At 65.2% G+C, this 18136-nt stretch carries 16 protein-coding genes; 5 read left to right on the forward strand and 11 right to left on the reverse strand.

The window, feature by feature from the left end; genetic code table 11:
• Positions 1 to 64: 64 nt before the first annotated feature.
• Together ACTUWL_RS01545 and ACTUWL_RS01550 are read left to right on the forward strand one after the other, a co-directional pair.
• The gene (locus tag ACTUWL_RS01545) at positions 65 to 1261 is read left to right on the forward strand and encodes an acetyl-CoA C-acyltransferase (protein WP_021081062.1); all 1197 of its coding nucleotides are present in this window, start codon (positions 65 to 67) and stop codon (positions 1259 to 1261) included.
• 218 nt (positions 1262 to 1479) lie between these two features.
• Positions 1480 to 2784: an MFS transporter gene (locus ACTUWL_RS01550; RefSeq protein WP_021081063.1), complete on the forward strand. Its 1305-nt coding sequence runs from the start codon at positions 1480 to 1482 to the stop codon at positions 2782 to 2784.
• 16 nt (positions 2785 to 2800) lie between these two features.
• Here ACTUWL_RS01550 and ACTUWL_RS01555 read toward each other — a convergent pair whose 3' ends face one another.
• Positions 2801 to 3586 (reverse strand): acetoacetate decarboxylase, encoded by a 786-nt coding sequence (locus ACTUWL_RS01555; protein ID WP_021081064.1) that lies wholly within the window; start codon positions 3584 to 3586, stop codon positions 2801 to 2803.
• Positions 3587 to 3846: 260 nt separating this feature from the next.
• On the opposite strand from ACTUWL_RS01555, the gene ACTUWL_RS01560 reads away from it, so the two are divergent.
• Entirely contained in the window at positions 3847 to 5010 is a 1164-nt protein-coding gene (locus ACTUWL_RS01560) for a patatin-like phospholipase family protein (RefSeq protein WP_021081065.1), read from the forward strand.
• 9 nt (positions 5011 to 5019) lie between these two features.
• On the opposite strand, the gene ACTUWL_RS01565 is transcribed toward ACTUWL_RS01560, so the two are convergent.
• Positions 5020 to 6579 (reverse strand): acyl-CoA carboxylase subunit beta, encoded by a 1560-nt coding sequence (locus ACTUWL_RS01565; protein ID WP_035652724.1) that lies wholly within the window; start codon positions 6577 to 6579, stop codon positions 5020 to 5022.
• Positions 6509 to 7483 carry an IclR family transcriptional regulator gene (locus tag ACTUWL_RS01570; RefSeq protein WP_021081067.1) on the reverse strand — a complete coding sequence of 325 codons (975 nt, stop codon included), beginning with the start codon at positions 7481 to 7483 and terminating at the stop codon, positions 6509 to 6511. Before ACTUWL_RS01570 ends, ACTUWL_RS01565 begins: the two co-directional genes overlap by 71 nt.
• A 130-nt stretch (positions 7484 to 7613) precedes the next feature.
• Here ACTUWL_RS01570 and ACTUWL_RS01575 point away from each other — a divergent pair, with 130 nt between their 5' ends.
• Together ACTUWL_RS01575 and glsA are read left to right on the forward strand one after the other, a co-directional pair.
• Positions 7614 to 7835 carry an acetyl-CoA carboxylase biotin carboxyl carrier protein subunit gene (locus ACTUWL_RS01575; RefSeq protein ID WP_021081068.1) on the forward strand — a complete coding sequence of 74 codons (222 nt, stop codon included), beginning with the start codon at positions 7614 to 7616 and terminating at the stop codon, positions 7833 to 7835.
• Positions 7836 to 8117: 282 nt separating this feature from the next.
• Positions 8118 to 9977, forward strand: a complete 1860-nt coding sequence (gene glsA / locus ACTUWL_RS01580; RefSeq protein ID WP_021081069.1) for a glutaminase A — start codon at positions 8118 to 8120, stop codon at positions 9975 to 9977.
• Between the two features lie 49 nt (positions 9978 to 10026).
• On the opposite strand, the gene ACTUWL_RS01585 is transcribed toward glsA, so the two are convergent.
• The 8 genes from ACTUWL_RS01585 to ACTUWL_RS01620 all read right to left on the reverse strand — a co-directional run bounded on the left by ACTUWL_RS01585 (position 10027) and on the right by ACTUWL_RS01620 (position 18124).
• Positions 10027 to 10554: a carboxymuconolactone decarboxylase family protein gene (locus tag ACTUWL_RS01585; protein WP_021081070.1), complete on the reverse strand. Its 528-nt coding sequence runs from the start codon at positions 10552 to 10554 to the stop codon at positions 10027 to 10029.
• 417 nt (positions 10555 to 10971) lie between these two features.
• Positions 10972 to 11331, reverse strand: coding sequence for a Zn-ribbon domain-containing OB-fold protein (locus ACTUWL_RS01590; protein WP_021081072.1), 360 nt, complete (start codon positions 11329 to 11331; stop codon positions 10972 to 10974).
• The gene (locus ACTUWL_RS01595) at positions 11328 to 12464 is read right to left on the reverse strand and encodes a thiolase family protein (protein WP_021081073.1); all 1137 of its coding nucleotides are present in this window, start codon (positions 12462 to 12464) and stop codon (positions 11328 to 11330) included. Before ACTUWL_RS01595 ends, ACTUWL_RS01590 begins: the two co-directional genes overlap by 4 nt.
• 141 nt (positions 12465 to 12605) lie before the next feature.
• Positions 12606 to 13772: an acyl-CoA dehydrogenase family protein gene (locus ACTUWL_RS01600; RefSeq protein ID WP_021081074.1), complete on the reverse strand. Its 1167-nt coding sequence runs from the start codon at positions 13770 to 13772 to the stop codon at positions 12606 to 12608.
• 11 nt (positions 13773 to 13783) lie between these two features.
• Positions 13784 to 14983 carry a CaiB/BaiF CoA transferase family protein gene (locus tag ACTUWL_RS01605; protein WP_021081075.1) on the reverse strand — a complete coding sequence of 400 codons (1200 nt, stop codon included), beginning with the start codon at positions 14981 to 14983 and terminating at the stop codon, positions 13784 to 13786.
• A 131-nt stretch (positions 14984 to 15114) separates the two neighbouring features.
• Complete coding sequence (locus ACTUWL_RS01610; RefSeq protein ID WP_021081076.1) at positions 15115 to 15315, reverse strand: hypothetical protein; 201 nt, start codon at positions 15313 to 15315, stop codon at positions 15115 to 15117.
• An 82-nt stretch (positions 15316 to 15397) separates the two neighbouring features.
• On the reverse strand, positions 15398 to 16933 hold the full coding sequence (locus tag ACTUWL_RS01615) for a class I adenylate-forming enzyme family protein (RefSeq protein ID WP_021081077.1): 1536 nt from the start codon (positions 16931 to 16933) through the stop codon (positions 15398 to 15400).
• Positions 16934 to 16951: 18 nt separating this feature from the next.
• On the reverse strand, positions 16952 to 18124 hold the full coding sequence (locus ACTUWL_RS01620; protein WP_021081078.1) for an acetyl-CoA acetyltransferase: 1173 nt from the start codon (positions 18122 to 18124) through the stop codon (positions 16952 to 16954).
• Between the last annotated feature and the right edge of the window lie 12 nt (positions 18125 to 18136).

Genomic DNA, 18136 nt, shown 5'->3' on the forward strand with positions numbered 1-18136 from the left:
TTTGCATCGCATTATATGATAAACATAATCTGATCAGATTCCGCGCATTGAACGGAGTTCCGCCATGGCATCCAGCGCCGATCCCGTCGTCATCCTTTCCGCCGCCCGTACCCCGCTCGGCCGCTTCATGGGCGAGCTCACGCCGCTCGCCGCCCACAAGCTCGGCTCGCATGTGATCGGAGCGGCGCTGGAGCGCGCAAAGCTCGCGCCCGAGCGGATCGACGAGGTTTTCATGGGCAATGTGCTGCCCGCCGGCCAGGGTCAGGCGCCTGCCCGCCAAGCCGCGCGCGGCGCCAGGCTTCCCGATGCCGCCGGCGCCACCACCGTCAACAAGGTCTGCGGCTCGGGCATGAAGGCGACCATGCTGGCCCATGACATCATCAAGGCGGGCTCTGCCGAGATCGTGCTGTCCGGCGGCATGGAGAGCATGAGCAACGCGCCGTATCTGTTGCAGAAGGCCCGCGGCGGCTATCGCGCCGGCCACGATCGCATCATCGACCACATGATGATGGACGGGCTCGAGGACGCCTATGAGACCGGCCGCTCGATGGGCGATTTCGGCGAGGCCACTGCGGAAGCCTACCAGTTCACCCGCGCCGACCAGGACACCTACGCGATGGAGACGCTGAGCCGCGCCCGCAAGGCGGTCGAGAGCGGCGCCTTCAAGGCCGAGATCGCGCCGATCACGCTCAGCGAGAAGGCCGGTCCGCGCATCATCGCCAATGACGAGCACCCGCTGAAGGTCGATCCGGCCAAAATCCCTGGCCTTAAGCCGGCGTTCCGCGCTAACGGCACCATCACGCCGGCGGCCTCCTCGGCCAATGCCGACGGCGCTGCGGCGCTGATCCTGGCGAAACGCTCGCTTGCCGACCGCGACGGCCTGCCCGTGCTGGCCGAGATCAAGGGCCACGCCACCCACAGCGATGAACCGCAGTGGTTCACGACCGCGCCGATCCCGGCGATCAGAAAACTGCTCGACAAGATCGGCTGGAGCGTCGGCGATGTCGACCTGTTCGAGATCAACGAGGCGTTCGCGGTGGTCGCGATGGCGGCGCAGCGCGACCTCAGAATTCCGCGCGACCGGTTGAACATCAATGGCGGCGCCTGCGCGCTCGGCCATCCGATCGGCGCCACCGGCGCGCGGCTGATCGTGACGCTGCTGCACGCGCTGGAGGCGCAGAACCTGAAGCGCGGCGTCGCTGCGCTGTGCATCGGCGGCGGCGAAGCCACCGCGATCGCGGTCGAGCGGGTGACGCACTGAAGCGACAGCATCCGTCATTGCGAGGAGCGATAGCGACGAAGCAATCCGTGCGTCCGCGCATGCGGATCGATGGATTGCTTCGCTTTGCTCGCAATGACGCGGCGAGGCCGTTCGTGCCTATGTCCGAAAACGAGGGAACTTCGCCATTTTAGACATAGCCGCGCTGTGCCATATTGCGCATCACGAATAGACCCTCATTGCATTTGATCCGGACCACAATGATCTCGAACTGGCTCGCTTCCGCTCTCGCCCGCCGCAACATCCATTATGGCTGGGTGATGGTCGCCGTGACCTTCCTCGCCGCGCTGATCTCGGCCGGCACCGTCGGCGCGCCCGGCGTCTTCATCGTGCCCCTGCAGAAGGAGTTCGGCTGGTCCACCGCGGAAATCTCCTCGGCGCTGTCGATCCGCTTCATCCTGTTCGGGCTGATGGCGCCGTTCGCCGCCGCGCTGATGAACCGCTACGGCCTGCGCAACGTGACGTTGGCAGCGCAGCTGATCGTGGTCTCCGGCCTCGTCACCTCGCTGGCGATGACGCAGGTCTGGCAGCTCATCCTGCTGTGGGGCGTGGTGATCGGGATCGGCACCGGCATGACGGCGCTGGTGCTCGGCGCAACCATTGCCACGCGCTGGTTCGTGGCGCGGCGGGGCCTCGTGATCGGCATGCTCACCGCGAGCGTCGCGACCGGGCAGCTCGCCTTCCTGCCGCTGCTCGCCACCATCACGGAGCGCTATGGCTGGCGCGTCGCGCTTGGATTCGTCTGCGTCATGCTCGGCGTCGCCGCCTTCGCGGTGCTGATGCTGATGCGCGACCGGCCGAGCGACGTCGGCCTGCGCCCGTTCGGCGACAACGGCACCGCGCCCCTCCCCGCGCCGCCGCCGGCCAATGCGCCGATCATGGCGGCCGCGCTCGGCACGCTGCGCGAGTCCTCGAAATCGTCGGTGTTCTGGATCCTGTTCGCGACGTTCTTCGTCTGCGGCGCCTCGACCAACGGCCTGGTCCAGGTTCACCTGATCCCGATGTGTCTCGATTTCGGCATCCCGCAGGTGCAGGCCGCGAGCCTGCTCGCCGCGATGGGCATCTTCGATTTCTTCGGCACCATCATCTCGGGCTGGCTGTCGGACCGCTACGACAACCGCTATCTGCTGTTCTGGTATTACGGCCTGCGCGGCCTGTCGCTGCTGTACCTGCCGTACTCCGATTTCACCTTCTACGGCCTGTCGCTGTTCGCGATGTTCTACGGGCTCGACTGGATCGCAACCGTGCCGCCGACGGTGCGCCTCACCGCGCAGCGGTTCGGCGCCGAGCGCGCCAACCTGGTGTTCGGCTGGATCTTCGCCGGCCACCAGCTCGGCGCCGGCGCGGCCGCATTCGGCGCCGGCGTATCGCGCACGGTCTATTCCAGCTATCTGCCGGCGTTCTTCATCGCCGGCGCGCTATGCGTCTGCGCTGCGCTGATCACGCTGGCGATCGCGCGGCCGCAACCGAAGCCGGCGGCCGAGCCGAAGCCGGCCGCTGCCTGATGCGGGCGCGGCGCGCTTACTCCGCAGCGAGGCCGGTCGGCGCGGCCGCCTCGGCGGCTTCCTTGTTGTAGTCGTGCACGACGCGGCCGAACGGCAGCGTCAGGTCGGCGATATAGTGATGCGCGCCGATGACGCGCTTGACCGGGAAATCCGCGACCGGCGCGTTGACATGCGGCACGAGATGCAGCCGGCCCGGCCCGATCCAGGAGCCCTTGACGACGATGTCGGTCAGGTTGATCGCGACCAGCTGACAGATTTCGAGATGACCATCGACGCCCGGGATCATCTTCAGATTAACTTGCGTCTTCGACAGCGTGGCGCGGGTGACGTCGCCGTTGCCCGCCATGCTCTCGTGCTTGTAGCCCATCGTGCCCATCGCGACGAGCTGGCCGGCATATTCCAGCGTGCCGGTCAGCGTGTCCTTGACGATCTCGAGCTTTGGATGGGCGTATTTCTTCGGAAAACCCCAGATCTCGCGACCGGCCGCGATCGGCGGATCATCGTCGAGATACATCTGGCAGACGAAGTTGACCTCTTCGCCATGCAGTCGCGCGGGGATCACGAGACCGGACTCGGTGTAGCTGCCGAAGCCGGAGCTGTCGGGCATCTTGATCCATTCGTAGTGCACGATCGACTGTTCGATCGGCTCCAGCGGCTCAGGCAGGCCGGCACGGATCAATTCCGGATCGGTCTCATAGGTGATGACGAGGAATTCGCGATCGATGAAGCGGTAAGGGCCAGCGGGATAGCTCGGACCGGCAGCCGGCATCGACGGAAGCTTGAGCAGATCTTCCCTGCGCATCGCATGACCCCCTGTTTGCAAACATTGCGTGAAAGCTAATGGCCGAGATTGACAGCGATATGAGGGATTTCCGTCAGGTGCGTGACCTCTGTTACGCCAGCGTGACCTCGGTTGCGCATACCTGAGCACGTCTCGCTGCGGAGCCCGTTGCTAACCATGCAGGCAGGCATGGCGGATGCGCCGCGCGCGGGCGCCTCATCTGTCATCAGGGCGTCATCGCCGCCCTGAATTCTCGCCGCGAATTCTTTGGAGTTTCTGATATGGACGCGCGTACCCCTCATTACGACGATATCGATCACGCGACGCCGGGCTGGCGTCCCGAAGGATGCGATCGCGTGGCGCTGGTTCTGCAGGGCGGCGGCGCGCTGGGTGCCTATCAGGCCGGCGTCTACCAGGCGCTGCACGAATGCAACATCGAGCCCGACTGGGTCTGCGGCGTGTCGATCGGCGCGATCAACTCGGCGATCATCGCCGGCAACCCTCCTGCGAAGCGGCTGGAGCGGCTGCACACGTTCTGGGACCGCATCACCAGCCGCAAGATCTGGCACTATACGCCGGACGGCGACATCTTCCGCAAGGCGCGCAATCTTACCAGCTCATGGATGACGACGACGCTCGGACAGCCCGGCTTCTTCACCCCGCATCAGACCAATCCGTGGCTCAGCCCGGCCGGTGCGCGCACCGCGACCAGCTATTACGACACCACGCCGTTGCGGGAATCGCTGCTCGAGCTGGTCGACTTCGACCGCATCAATTCCAAGAAGATGCGCTTTGCGGTCGGCGCGGTGAACGTGCTGTCCGGCAATTTCATCTATTTCGACAATGCCCATGACGAGATCATCCCCGAGCACATCATGGCGAGCGGCGCGTTGCCGCCGGCACTGCCGATGGTGAAGGTCGGCACCGATCATTTCTGGGATGGTGGCATCGTCTCCAACACGCCGCTGCAGCATCTGCTCGACCAGGAGGACAATGCCAATTCGCTGGTGTTCCAGGTCGACCTGTTCTCGGCGCGCGGCGCGCTGCCGCGCGACATCCAGGACGTGATGGCCCGCCACAAGGACATCATGTATTCGTCGCGCACCCGCTACAACACCGACGTCTACCGCAAGACCTACAATCTGCGCACCGCCCTGCACAATGCGTTATCGAAGATCCCCGACGACCATTTGTCGGAAGAAGAGCGCCAGCTCAAGAAGGCGAATAGCCGGTTGCCGGGAATCACGCTGCTGCAACTGATCTATCAGCAGAAGGCCTATGAGGGCGACGCCAAGGACCACGAGTTTTCGGGCACCTCGATGCGCGAGCACTGGGCCAGCGGACACGAGGACACCAAGCGCTCGCTGAAGCGGCGCGACTGGATCAAGATGCCCGAGAACGGCATGGGCATCGTGATCCACGACGTGCATCGCGAGAGCGAGTAGGAAGCGGCCCTATGGTCGCGTCGACATGTTGCTCGGCGGGCCGGCCTTGCGGATCGGCTCGGCGAGGCGCGCGAACTCACAGAGCAGCGAACGCGTCTTGCGCGGGTCGATCACCTCCTCGACCCAGAACTTCTCGGCCGAGCGGAACGGCGAGCGCAGCTTGTTGAGGCGGTCCTCGATCTCGCGCAGCTTGGCGGCGGGATCGGCGGCCGCGTCGATCTCGGCACGATAGGCCGCCTCGATGCCGCCCTCGAGCGGCAGCGAGCCCCAGTAGGCCGATGGCCAGGCATAGCGCATCGAGAACCGGTTGGCCGGCTGATGCACCACGCCGGCAACACCAAAGGCGTTGCGGATGATGATGGTGCACCACGGCACGGTGCTCTGGTTGACCGCGGCCATCGCCCGCACGCCGTGGCGGATGGTGGCGGATTTCTCCGCCTCCAGCCCGATCATGAAGCCGGGGCAGTCCATCAGATAGACCACAGGCAGATGGAAGGTCTCGGCGAAGTCGACCCAGCGAACCACCTTCTGACACGCGTCCGAAGTCCACGAGCCGCCGTAGTGGAACGGATCGCTGGCGAGCAGCAGCACCGCCCTGCCCTCGATCCGCGCCAGGCCGGTGATGACAGGCCGGCCGAAATTGGCGGCGACCTCGAAGAACGAGCCCTTGTCGACCACGGCCTCGATGATCGGCCGCATCTTGTAGACCTGCCGGCGGTTGCGCGGCACGGCTGTCAGCAGCGACTCCTCGGCGCGCTCCGGATCGTCGGTACAGGGAATGGTCGGCGGCAGATCGTAGACCGACGCCGGCAGATAGGACAGGAAGCGCCGCGCATAGTCGAACGCCTCCTCCTCGGTCTCGACGGCCTGGTCGATCGCGCCGGCCCGGGTCTGGATGTCGGCGCCGCCGAGCTCCTGCTTGGTCAGGTCCTGACCGAGCCGCTTCACCACCGGCGGGCCGGCAACGAACATCGCGGAGTTCTTGGTCATGACAGAGTAGTGCGTGGCCGCAAGGCGCGCGGCACCCAGGCCCGCGACCGAGCCGAGGCCGAGACCGACCACCGGCACCCGAGCCAGATTGGCGGTCGTGTACCAGTACCAGCGCGTACCGCCGACACCGCCGGGCAGATTGGCGGCGCCCCTGGTTTCGATCGTCTTCACCGAACCGCCGCCGCCCGAGCCTTCGATCACGCGGACGATCGGCAGGCGGAAGTCATGCGCCATCTCCTCCGCCATCAGCGGCTTGGCGGAGATCGATGCATCGGCCGAGCCGCCGCGCACGGTGAAATCGTCGCCGACCACCACCACGGTGCGGCCGTCGACCCTGGCGCGGCCGAACACGCAGTTCGCCGGCGTCAGGTGCTTGAGCTCGTTGCTCTCGTCGTATTCGGCGATGCCGGAGATGGCACCGACTTCGTGGAAGCTGTTCTGGTCGACGAGCTTGTCGATGCGCTCACGAACCGTGAGCCGGCCCTGGTCGCGCTGCCGCTTGACCTTGTCAACGCCTCCCATCTCCCGCGCGAACGCTTCGCGCCGGGCGAGGTCGTCGAGTTCCGGCTTCCAGTTCATTCATTGCCTCCGTCTTGATGATTTTGTTGTTGTTATGGGTGGTCACCGGAAGCGCCTTGCGCTCGATCCGATTGCTGAAGATGTCGCCGTCGGCGCCTTCGAGCAGGCTGCCGAGCGCGGCGGCGAGGTCGACCATCTGCGGCGCGACCTCGCGATGCAGCCGCGCCTCGTCATACATCGCCGACAACAGGCCGATCGTGGCGACCACATAGGTCTGGTATTGCGGCGACCACAGCGGCACCGCGACGCCGTTGATGTGCGGGCTCCACAGGCCGCAGGCGACGACGTAGCCGTGCTCCTGCAGATGCCGGCGATTGGCCGCGATGCGCGGCGTCAGCATCTTGGCGCTCTCGGGCAGTTCGCCTTCCATCTCTGCGATCAGCGCATCACCGACCGCGGGATCGAGCGCCGCGGTATAGGCATGGCCGGCGGCGGTGGTTGCCATCGAGATGCGGCTGCCGGTGGCTTCGTGCAGCCCGAGCGCATTCGCGGCGCGGGCGAACTCCAGATAGACCAGCTGAAAGCGGTCGGGGATCACGAAGCCCACCGTGCCGGGCAACTGATCGGCGACATCCTGCAAACGCAGCCGGATCAGATTGCGAAGCTGCAGCCCCTTCATCATCGAGGTGCTCATCGCAACCGCGCTCGGTCCGATGCGATATTTCTGATCACGCGGCAGATAGACGAGTTGTCCCATCCGCGTCAGGGTGTGCGTCAAGCGCGACACCGTCGAACGCGGCAGGCCGCAACGGTTCGAGATTTCGAGATTGCCGAGCCGGGCTTCATGCCCCTCGAAACACCGCAGTACATCAAACGCGCGCGACACCACCTGGATGACATCGCTATCGCCAGTCTCGCTGGCGAGCATTCCCTGCCGGCTAAGCCGTTCCGAGCGCCGTCCCATCTTGTTTGGCTCCATTCCGTCTTGCGGAATAAAATTCCACTTGCAGATGAAGCTACCTCAGGCAATCTGCCGCCACAACAAAAAGCCGTTCGCCGGATGAAATTTCCGCAAGACGGTATCGGAGAGTGGAATGCCAGAGATCAAGGTTGTGACCGAAGTTGCCGGGCGCGTTTGCGCGCTTCCTGTTGAAGCCGGCAACAGCATCGGCAATGGCGACGAGATTGCGTTCGTCGAGGCGATGAAGATGGAGATTCCGGTCACATCGACGACAGCAGGCAAAATCAAGACGATTCTGGTCAAGATCGACGATGTCATCGCCGAAGGCCAGGCAATCGCGATCGTGGAGACTTGACGGCGGCGGTCCCGCCATCCCGCGCGGACCAAATTCCCAAATGGCATATCCTCGACGGCGGTTCCTCCGGGAGTCGCAGCGGCGTCGCATGCCGTTTCGCTTTCGAAACATTCCTCGTCAAAAAGTTTCGTATGATGAGACAAAATCCGAGCAACCGCTCGTTTTGTGAACGTCTGTTCGAAAATCGACAACCGTCGGTTCGCGGCGGCCCGGGCTATTCACAGCTGACACCGACGCGCGCTCGGTTGCGCGCGCCTTGATTGCGTTGCACAACAGCAGGCGATGAAACGATCGCCTCCTCCCGTCACCGCCAGCACCGTCAACTGGGCCCACTCGCAGCCGCCGCTGCTCCGGTTTCTGCACACTTGTTACGCAGAGTTCCTCACCGAGACCGGCGGTGCGGTTGCCGACTACATCCCGGAGCTCGGCAAGGCCGATCCTGCCCATTTTGGCATCAGCCTGGCGACGCTCGACGGCCATGTATACGAGGTCGGCGACACCCGCGTGCCCTTCACCATCCAGTCGATGTCGAAGCCCTTCGTGTTCGCGCTGGCGCTCGACACCCTGGGCGCCGAGCGGGTGGAGAGCGTGATCGGCGTCGAACCGTCCGGCGACCCCTTCAATTCGATCCGGCTCAATGCCGACAACCATCCGTTCAATGCGATGGTCAATGCCGGCGCGATCGCCTGCTCCGGCCTGCTCCATGCCGACAAGGGCGACGGCGCGTTCGACTATATCCGCCACGCGCTCGGCCGCTTTGCCGGCCGCGAGCTCGACGTCGACGAGGCGGTCTACGCCTCCGAGAGCGCCACCGGCGACCGCAACCGGGCGATCGGCTATCTCCTGCGCACCAACAGCGTGATCGCCGAGAACGTGCCTGCGGTGCTCGACGTCTATTTCCGGCAATGCGCCATCCTCGTCACCGCGCGCGACACCGCCGTGATGGCCGCGACGCTCGCCAACCGCGGCATCAACCCGCTGACCGGCGAACAGGTGGTGACGCCCTACGCGATCGCGCGCACGCTGTCGGTGATGACCTCGTCGGGCATGTACGACTTCGCCGGCGAATGGATCTACCGCGTCGGCATCCCCGCCAAGAGCGGCGTCGGCGGCGGCATCCTGGCGGCGCTGCCGGCGCGGCTCGGACTCGGCAGCTACTCGCCGAAGCTCGACAAGCACGGCAACAGCGTACGCGGCATCAAGGTCTGCAAGACGCTGTCGGCGCATTACGACCTGCACATGCTGAACCGCAGCGACGACGCCCGCCACAGCATCATCGCCGACTACAATATCGGCAAGAACCCGTCTCGCCGGGTGCGGCGGCCGCAGGAACAGGAGATCCTGGCCAGGCACTTCCAAGAGGTGCGCGTGATCGAACTGGTCGGCACGCTGTCGCTCTCCAACGTCGACTATGTCTCGCGCCGCCTCGCCGGCAGCCCGCGGCCGGAGTTCGTGATCTTCGACCTGCGCCGCGTCACCGCGACGACGCGCGCCGGCGCCAGGCTGGTTTCAGAGGCCTTCCAGGAGCTGGCCGAGCTCGGCGTCACCGTGATCCTGTCCGGCATCAAGCGAACCTCACGCGAATGGACCACGATCAGCGAATGGACCAACCGGCTCGGCAATATCAGGGATTTCTACCTGCTCGACACCGCGATTGAGTGGGCGGAAGACCAGATCGTCTACCGCTATGGCGGCTCGATCGATTTCCTCGAGACCACGGAGCTTGCCGAGCAGCCGCTGCTTGCCGGATTGAGCGAAGCTGAGATCGCCGATCTCGCCTTGCTCTGCGCGGTCAGGACCTACCGGCCGAATGAAAAGATCGTCACCGCGGGCACCGAGGCAGCCTCACTGTTCTTTCTGCGCAGCGGCGTGGTCCACGTCACCCTGCCCGACGGCATTCGGCTCGCAACGCTGACCGCCGGCATGGCGTTCGGCGAGATGGCGCTGCTGGAGCCGAAGCGCTCGGCCGACGTGGTGGCCGACATGTCGGCGACCGCCTATGAAGTGTCGATTGCGGATTTCGAGCGCTTCCGGGAGCAGCATCCGCGTGCCGGCGAGCGGATCATGCGCAACCTCGCGCAGATCCTCGCCGAGCGGCTGATCGTGGCGAACGCGAAGGTCGATCTGCTGACGTCGGGGTAGGTCTTTCTGCTTCCTCGCACCGCCCTTGCGGGGAGAGGCGAAGCAAGGATCAGCTCACCACTTCCGTTACCGGCTGCATGTCGATCTCGAACGTCTCCAGGAATTTCGACGTCATGATGTAGAAACCGACCGAGAGCTGCAGCTCGATCAAGGCGGCCGGCGTCAGCTTCGCCGCGATCGCCTTGAAGGTCACGTCGGTCGGCTTCTTCAGCTTGACGATCTCGTCGGTGAAGGCGAGCGCGGCGCGCTGCACCTCGTCGAAGCAGGTCGCGGACTGCCAGTCGTCGAGCGCTGCGTTCTGCTCGTCGGTCACGCCGACATTCTTGCCGATGCGCTTGTGCGCGACGATCTCGTAAGGCGCCTCGCAGAGAATGCCGGTGCGCGTGATGGCAAGCTCGCGCACGATCGGATCGAGCTCACCCTTGTGCCGGATCGCGCCGCCGAGCCGGCAGTACTGCTCAAAGTAGCTCGGCGAGTGCGCCATCATGCGGAAGATATTGGCGTTGCGGTTCTTGTCGAGGATCTCGCGGGTGCGCGGGCTTGCCTTCGCGGGATCGGAATAGTCGATACGGGCCATTTCCTAACCTTGATCTTGTCGTTTCTGTCGGGTTCCGAAACAGTAACGGGCCTCCGTCGCAGGAGCAACACGCGCGAGTCAAATTGCCGCCGCATTCAAAGACAACCCTGCCACAGTCGATATTCGCTGAGTGGGGACTCATCAGAGCGAATGCTCGACGCGGGGTGTTCCGAGTAGAAAAATCTGGCCGTCCTGCGCGCTCGCGGCGCAACGATGAGTCACGCCCAAGTCTAGGGGAAAACGCATGAAGGAAGCCACCAAGAGGGCGGCCTCGGAAGCGCTTGCGCAAATGCTGGCGGTGACGGCGATGCTCGTCATCGCCAGCTTGTTGCTTTACTGGCGATAGTATCCGCAACTGGGGGGCGGGAGCGAACCAATTCAGCCTGGTTTCGCGTTCTGACTGGATCGTTCAGCCCCTCATTTCGTCTTTGCGAAATATGGAACCAGCCGTCCCGCGAACGGCGTGAAGCGCGCCAAAACCTTGTCGCCGATGGCGAGGTCATTGTCGCCATGGGCCATCATGCGAAAGCCCTCGTCGGTATCGACCAGCACGATGTTGTAGGGCACATGCGCCCGGGTCTCCGGCGTCGCGGCCCGGCAGACCAGCGAGGTCGCATACACCGTCCCTGCCCCGCTCGCGCGATGCTCCCTGAGATCGGACGAGCCGCAAGCCGCGCAGAAGCTGCGGCGGAAATATTGTCGCGCACCGCAGGCGTTGCAGGTCTGATAGACGATGGTTTCCGCACCCTTGGTCCAGTCAGCAATCGGTTCACTCATCGCACGCGCTCCAGGAACATGCTGACATGCGACGACAGCACGCCGCCGTCCCCGTGCAGCAGCGCGACCGAGGCGTCCCGCACCTGACGATTGTCGGCGCGCCCGGTCATCTGCAGATGGGTTTCGACGAGATGCGCCATCGCGCCGCCGACGCCGCAATGGCCGTAGCTGAGCAGGCCGCCATGGGTGTTGAGCGGCATCTCGCCGTCCCCGTTGAAATAGCCGGCACGCACCCGCGCCGCCGCCTCGCCGCGTCCGGCGAGGCCGAGGTCCTCCAGCAGCATCGCGAGCGTGATCGTGAAGCTGTCGTAGACCGCGGCGTAGCGCACGTCCGAAATCGCAACGCCAGACGCGGCCTTCGCCTTCGCGATCGAAATCTCGGCGCCGAGCTCGCTCAGCGCGGGCGCGGCCGTGACGTGCTGATGGGTGTGCGCCTGGGCGCAGCCGCGGACGCGGACCCGCCGGTCGCCGGTCGGCTCGCGGCTGATCACGCAGGCGGCGCCGCCGTCCGAGACCGGACAGCAGTCGAGCAGCTTGAGCGGCATCGCCACCGGCTTGGAGGCCATCACGTCGGCGACCGTGATCGGCTCGTGGAACTGGGCGCCGGGATGGGTCAGCGCATGCTTGCGCATCAAGACGGCGAACTCGGCAAGGTCTTCCTGCGTGAGGCCATATTCATGCATGTAGCGCGTCGCGACCAGGCCGTAATAGGCCGGGATCGTCGGCCCCAGCGTGACCTCGTAGTCGGGATGCCCGACCTGGGCCAGCGCCTGGATCGAGGCGTCGCGGCTCTGCCCGGTCAGCCGGTTCTCGCCGCCGACCACCAGCACGTGCTTCGCCACGCCGGCATCGACGAGTTGATGCGCCAGCATGGTCATGGCAAGCCCGGTGGCGCCGCCGACCTGGACGGCATGGGCATAGGACGGGCGGATGCCGAAATGCTCGGCGAATACGGTCGCCAGCATGATGTGCGGCGACACCGTGGAGTAGCCGCACAGGATGCCGTCGATCTCGGCGCGCTTCAGCCCGGCATCCGCGATCGCAAGCTCGGCCGCCTTGCTCATCAGGTCGAGCGAGGACAGGCCCTCATGCTTGCCGTAGGAGGTGAGGCCGACGCCGGTGACGAAGCTCATTTTGTCTCCACCCTCTCCATCGTCATTCCGGGGCGACGCGAAGCGGCGAGCCCGGAATCCATAACCACCATCGTGAGTATGGATTCCGGGCCCGCGCTACGCGCGTCCCGGAATGACGAGTGGAGAAATTGGTTCATCATCTCAATACGACTTCGGAAGGCCGAGCACCTTCTCACCGATGAAGCTGAGGATGAGTTGCGGGCTGATCGGCGCGATGCGCGGGATCAGCGATTCCCGCAAGTAGCGCTCGACGTGGTACTCCTTGGCATAGCCGAAGCCGCCATGGGTCATCACCGCCTGCTCGCAGGCGTGGAAGCCGGCTTCCGCCGCGAGATATTTCGCCGAGTTCGCCGCGGGGCCGCACGGCAGGTTCTGGTCATACTGCCAGCCGGCGCGCAGCACCATCAACCAGGCCGCCTCGAGCTCCATCCAGCACTTCGCCAGTGGATGCTGGATCGCCTGGTTCATGCCGATCGGGCGGTTGAACACGATGCGGCCCTTGGCGTAGTCCGACGCCCGCTTCAGCGCGATCTGGCCGAGCCCGACCGCTTCGGCCGCGATCAGGATGCGCTCGGGGTTCATGCCGTGCAGGATGTATTCGAAGCCACGCCCCTCTTCGCCGATGCGGTCCTCGACCGGGATCTCGAAATTCTCGAAGAACAGCTCGTTGGAATCGACCGGCTTGCGGCCCATCTTCTCGATCTCGTGCACGGTGACCCGCTTGCGGTCGAAATCGGTGTAGAACAGGCTGAGGCCGTGGGTCGGGCTGCGCACCTCCTCCAGCGGCGTGGTGCGGGCGAGCAGCAGAATCTTGTTGGCGACCTGCGCGGTCGAGATCCACACCTTCTGACCGTTGACGATGTATTTGTCGCCCTGCCGCACGGCGCGGGTCTTGAGCTGCGTGGTGTTGAGGCCGGTGTTGGGCTCGGTGACGGCAAAGCAGGACTTGTCGCGGCCGTCGATGATCGGCGGCAGCATGCGCTGGCACTGTTCCTTGGTGCCGAACACCACGACAGGATTGAGCCCGAACACGTTCATGTGCACGGCTGACGCGCCGGACATGCCCGCGCCAGATTCGGAGATCGTGCGCATCATGATCGCGGCGTCGGTAATGCCGAGCCCGGAGCCGCCATACTCCTCGGGTATGCAGATGCCGAGCCAACCGGCATCGGCCAGCGCACGGTGGAAGTCGGCCGGATAGCCGCCCTCCTTGTCCTTCTTCAGCCAATAGGCTTCGTCAAAGCGCGAGCAGATTTTTGCCACCGCGTCGCGGATCGATTCCTGGTTGGCGGAGAGTGCGAAGTCCATCTGTCGTGCTCCTATGCCTGCGCCGCTCTGGCGGCGCCTTCGCGCAGCATCGCCGCGATCTCCTCGGTCGAGAAACCTGCCTCCTGCAGGATCTCCACGCTATGCTCGCCGAGCCGCGGCGCCAACCGGCTCGGCTCCACCTTGGTCTCCGACCAGCGTGCCGACGGCGTCATGCTGCGGATGCGGCCCTCGGTCGGATGATCGATCACGGGGAAGACACCGGTTGCGACCATATGCGGGTCCTCGAGCAGGCTCTCGAGATCGTGCATCGGCATCACAGGCACGTCGGCCTGCTCGAGGATTGCGTTCCATTCGGCGGTGGTCTTGGTCTCAAGGATGCGCGCGAGCTCGGCGTAGACCACGTCGATGTTGGTGGCGCGGCCGGCGAAGGTCGCGAATTTCGGGTCGCTGCGCAGATCGTCGCGGCCGGTCGCCTTAAAGAAGTTCTCCCACTGCTTGTCGTTGTAGACGATGACGCAGATGTAGCCGTCCAGCGTCTTGTAGGGCCGCCGGTCCGGCGAGAGGTGGCGGGCATAGCCGCCCTTGTCGAGCGGCGGATCGTAAGTAAGCCCCCCCATGTGGTCGCCCATGACGAAGCCGGCCATGGTCTCGAACATCGGAATGTCGACGCGCTGGCCTTGCCCGGTGCGGTCGCGATGCACGAGGCTCGCGCAGATCGCGCCGACCGCGGTGAGACCGACGATGCGGTCGACCAGCGCGTTCGGCACGTAGCGCGGCACGCCGTCCGAGGTCTGCGCCATCAGCGCCGGCAGCGCTGTGGCGCCCTGGATCAGATCGTCATAGGCGGGCTTTGCGGCATACGGCCCGTCCTGGCCGAAGCCGAACACGCCGGCATAGATCAGCCGCGGATTGACCTTGGCGACGACGTCGTAGTCGAGCTGCAGCCGCGCCATCGCCTGCGGGCGCACGTTGTAGACCAGCACGTCGGCCTTCGCGATCAGCCGCAGCACGGCCTCGCGGCCCGCGGGCTTCTTCAGGTCGAGGCAGACCGAACGCTTGCTGCGGTTGGTATTGAGGAACACCGGGCCCATGCCGGGATGCCGGGTCGGACCGATCTGCCGCGTCACGTCGCCGTCGGGCGATTCCACCTTGATGACATCGGCGCCGTAATCGCCGAGCATCTGCGTGGCGTAGGGTCCCATCAGCACGGTCGTCATGTCGACGACCTTGATACCCTGCAATGGTCCCATCGTGCTGCTCGCTCCCCGGCTGTTCTGGATTGAAGCCTAGTAACGGGAGGTCTTTGCCGAGATCAAGCTGCGCCGGGCGTATGGGCGTATGCGCGGCGGCGGCGCGATGTCTCGTTAATCCGTCCTGCGGACTATTGCCCCGGCAGCGCGTCGCGCGCCTTCAGGAGCCTTTCCAGCTCCTCATTCTGCTGTTCAAGCCGTTCGGCGATGCGCTCCTCGACTTCGGCGCCGGCAGCGCCGGCGGCCTGTTCGATCAACTGCCGGATATTGTCGCGCAGGATCGCGATCCGGTCATTCAGTTCCGACAGCGACAGAAAGCTCTCGTTTCCCATGGGTGCAGTCTCCGAAGCCTGTTCCAAGCTTAGCGCGACTGGACGCATCGGCCTATCCCCCCGCGACGCCGCGCCGGGCGATTTACGCCTGCTTGGCCATCATCTCCCGCAGCGCGGTCTTCAGCACCTTGCCGTAATTGTTCTTCGGCAGGGCATCGAGATAGACGTAGCGTTTCGGCCGCTTGAAGCGGGCGATCGAGGCAAGGCAGTGCGCGTCGAGCCTGCCGTCGTCGGCGGTGACACCATCCTCCAGCACGACGCAGGCGACGACGATCTCGCCCCATTCCGGATCCGGCACGCTGATCGCCGAGACTTCGCGGACGTCGGGATGCGTCAGCAGCGCTTCCTCGACCTCGCGCGGATAGATGTTGGTGCCGCCGGAGATGATGACGTCCTTGGAGCGGTCCGACAGCGTCAGGAAGCCGTCGGCGTCGAGCCGGCCGACGTCGCCGGTGCGCAGCCAGCCGTCCCTCAGCGTCTCGGCATTGGCCTTCGGGTTGTTCCAGTAGCCGAGCATCACGGTCAAACCCTTGACCTCGATCTCGCCGGTCTCGCCGGCGGGCAGCGGCGTGCCGTCCTTGTCGGTGATGCGGACGGTGACGACGCTCTGCGCGGTCCCCACCGACGCCAGCCGTTCGAGATAGCGCGGATGATCGCTGGCGCGATGCCAGTCACGCGACAGCGCCGTGATGGTCATCGGCGACTCGCCCTGGCCGTAGATCTGCACGAAGCGCGGGCCCATCGTCGCCATCGCATCCCTGATGTCGACGGTGTACATCGGGCCGCCGCCATAGATGATGGTGCGCAGCCCTTCGCCGTTCTCGCCGCGCTTCCTGGCGGCATCGACCAGCCGGCGCACCATGGTGGGCGCTGCAAACATCACGACATTGTCGAGCTGGCGGCCGAGGTTGAGCACCTCGTCCGGATCGAAGCCGCCGGTTTCAGGAACGACGTGGCGGCCGCCCATGCGGACATGCGGGAAATTATAGAGGCCTGCGCCATGCGAAATCGGCGCGGCATAGAGCGAGGCGTCGTTCGGCGTCGCTTGGTCAACGTCGGCGAGATAGCACAGCGACATCGCAAGCAGATTGCCGTGGCTGAGCATCACGCCCTTGGGGCGGCCTGTCGTGCCCGACGTATAGAACAGCCAGGCGAGATCGTTGCTTTCGCGCGGCAGCGGCGCGGGCGCGCCCTCGCCCCTTCGCATCGCCCTGTACGCGTCGCTGTCGACCGACAGCAGGGTCATGGCGGCGGGGCAATCGTCCCGGGCTTCGGTCAGTGCGTCGATCGTGTCATCGGACACGAAAGCAAGCCTCGCGCCACCATTGCCGCAGATCCACGCCGCCTCGCGGCCGTGCAGCTTGGCGTTGATCGGGATCGCGACGGCGCCGATCCACCAGATGCCGTAGAGGCATTCGAGATATTGCGTGCAGTTCGACGCAAACAACGCGACGCGGTCGCCGGCGGCAATACCATGATCGTGCGCCAGCGCCGCCCCGATCGAGGCGGCGCGGCGGGCGAAGGTCGCGTAATCGGCGTCGAGATCGAAGCCGGTCAGCAGCGCCGGCGCATCGGGGCGTGCCCGCGCCGTCGCCGCCAGCCATTCGGCAATGTTCAAGCTACTTGGCCGGTCAAGCTACTTGGCCGGCTCGAGGATCGAGACGTAATTGGCGACCGCAGCACCGCCCATGTTGAAGATGCCGCCGATTTGCGGGTTCTTGAGCTGCATGCCCTCCGGCGCCTGGCCGGCGAGCTGCATCGCGCTCATCACATGCATCGAAACGCCGGTGGCGCCGATCGGATGGCCCTTGGCCTTGAGGCCGCCGGATGGATTGACCGGCAGCTTGCCGTCCTTCTGGGTCCAACCTTCCTTGATGGCGCGCGCACCCTGCCCCTTCGGCGTCAGGCCCATCGCTTCATATTCGATCAGTTCGGCGACCGTGAAGCAATCGTGGGTCTCGACGAAGGACAGATCGGAGAGTTGCAGGCCGGCCTTGTCCAGCGCGCGCTGCCACGCAACGGTGCAGCCTTCGAACTGCAGGATGTCGCGCTTGGACATCGGCAGGAAATCCTGCGCATGCGCAGTGGCGCGGATGTTCACCGCCTTGCCCATGCTCCTGGCGGTCTCGGCGTCGGTCAGCACCAGCGCGGCGGCGCCGTCCGACACCAGCGAGCAGTCGGTGCGCTTCAAGGGTCCGGCGACATAGGGGTTCTTCTCGCTCTCGGCGCGGCAGAACTCGAAGCCGAAATCCTTGCGCATCTGCGCATAGGGATTGGCGACGCCGTTCTTGTGGTTCTTCGCCGCGATCATCGCCAGCGCGTCCGACTGGTCGCCGTATTTCTGGAAATAGGACTGCGCGATCTTGCCGAACACCCCGGCGAAACCGCCGACCGTATCGCCGTCCTCGGGCAGATACGACGCCTTCAACAGGTTCTTGCCAATCTCAGGGCCCGGCGTCTTGGTCATCTGCTCGACGCCGACGACCAGCACGATCTTGGCGGCACCCGCCTCGATGGCGCGAATGCCCTGGTGCACGGCGGCCGAACCGGTGGCGCAGGCGTTCTCGACCCGCGTCGTCGGCTTGAAGCGCAGCGCCGGATTGGCCTGCAGCACCAGCGAGGCCGTGAAATCCTGCGGCGAGAAGCCGGCGTTGAAATGGCCGAGCATGATCTCGTCGACATCGGATGCGGCAATGCCGGCATCGGCCAGCGCCTCATTGGCGACCTTGACGACGAGGCTTTCGACGGTCTCCACGTCGAACTTGCCGAATGGCGTGTGCGCCCAACCCACAATGCTGGCTGCTGTCATGGCCGTATCTCC

The organism is Bradyrhizobium sp. WCU1 (assembly GCF_053474805.1).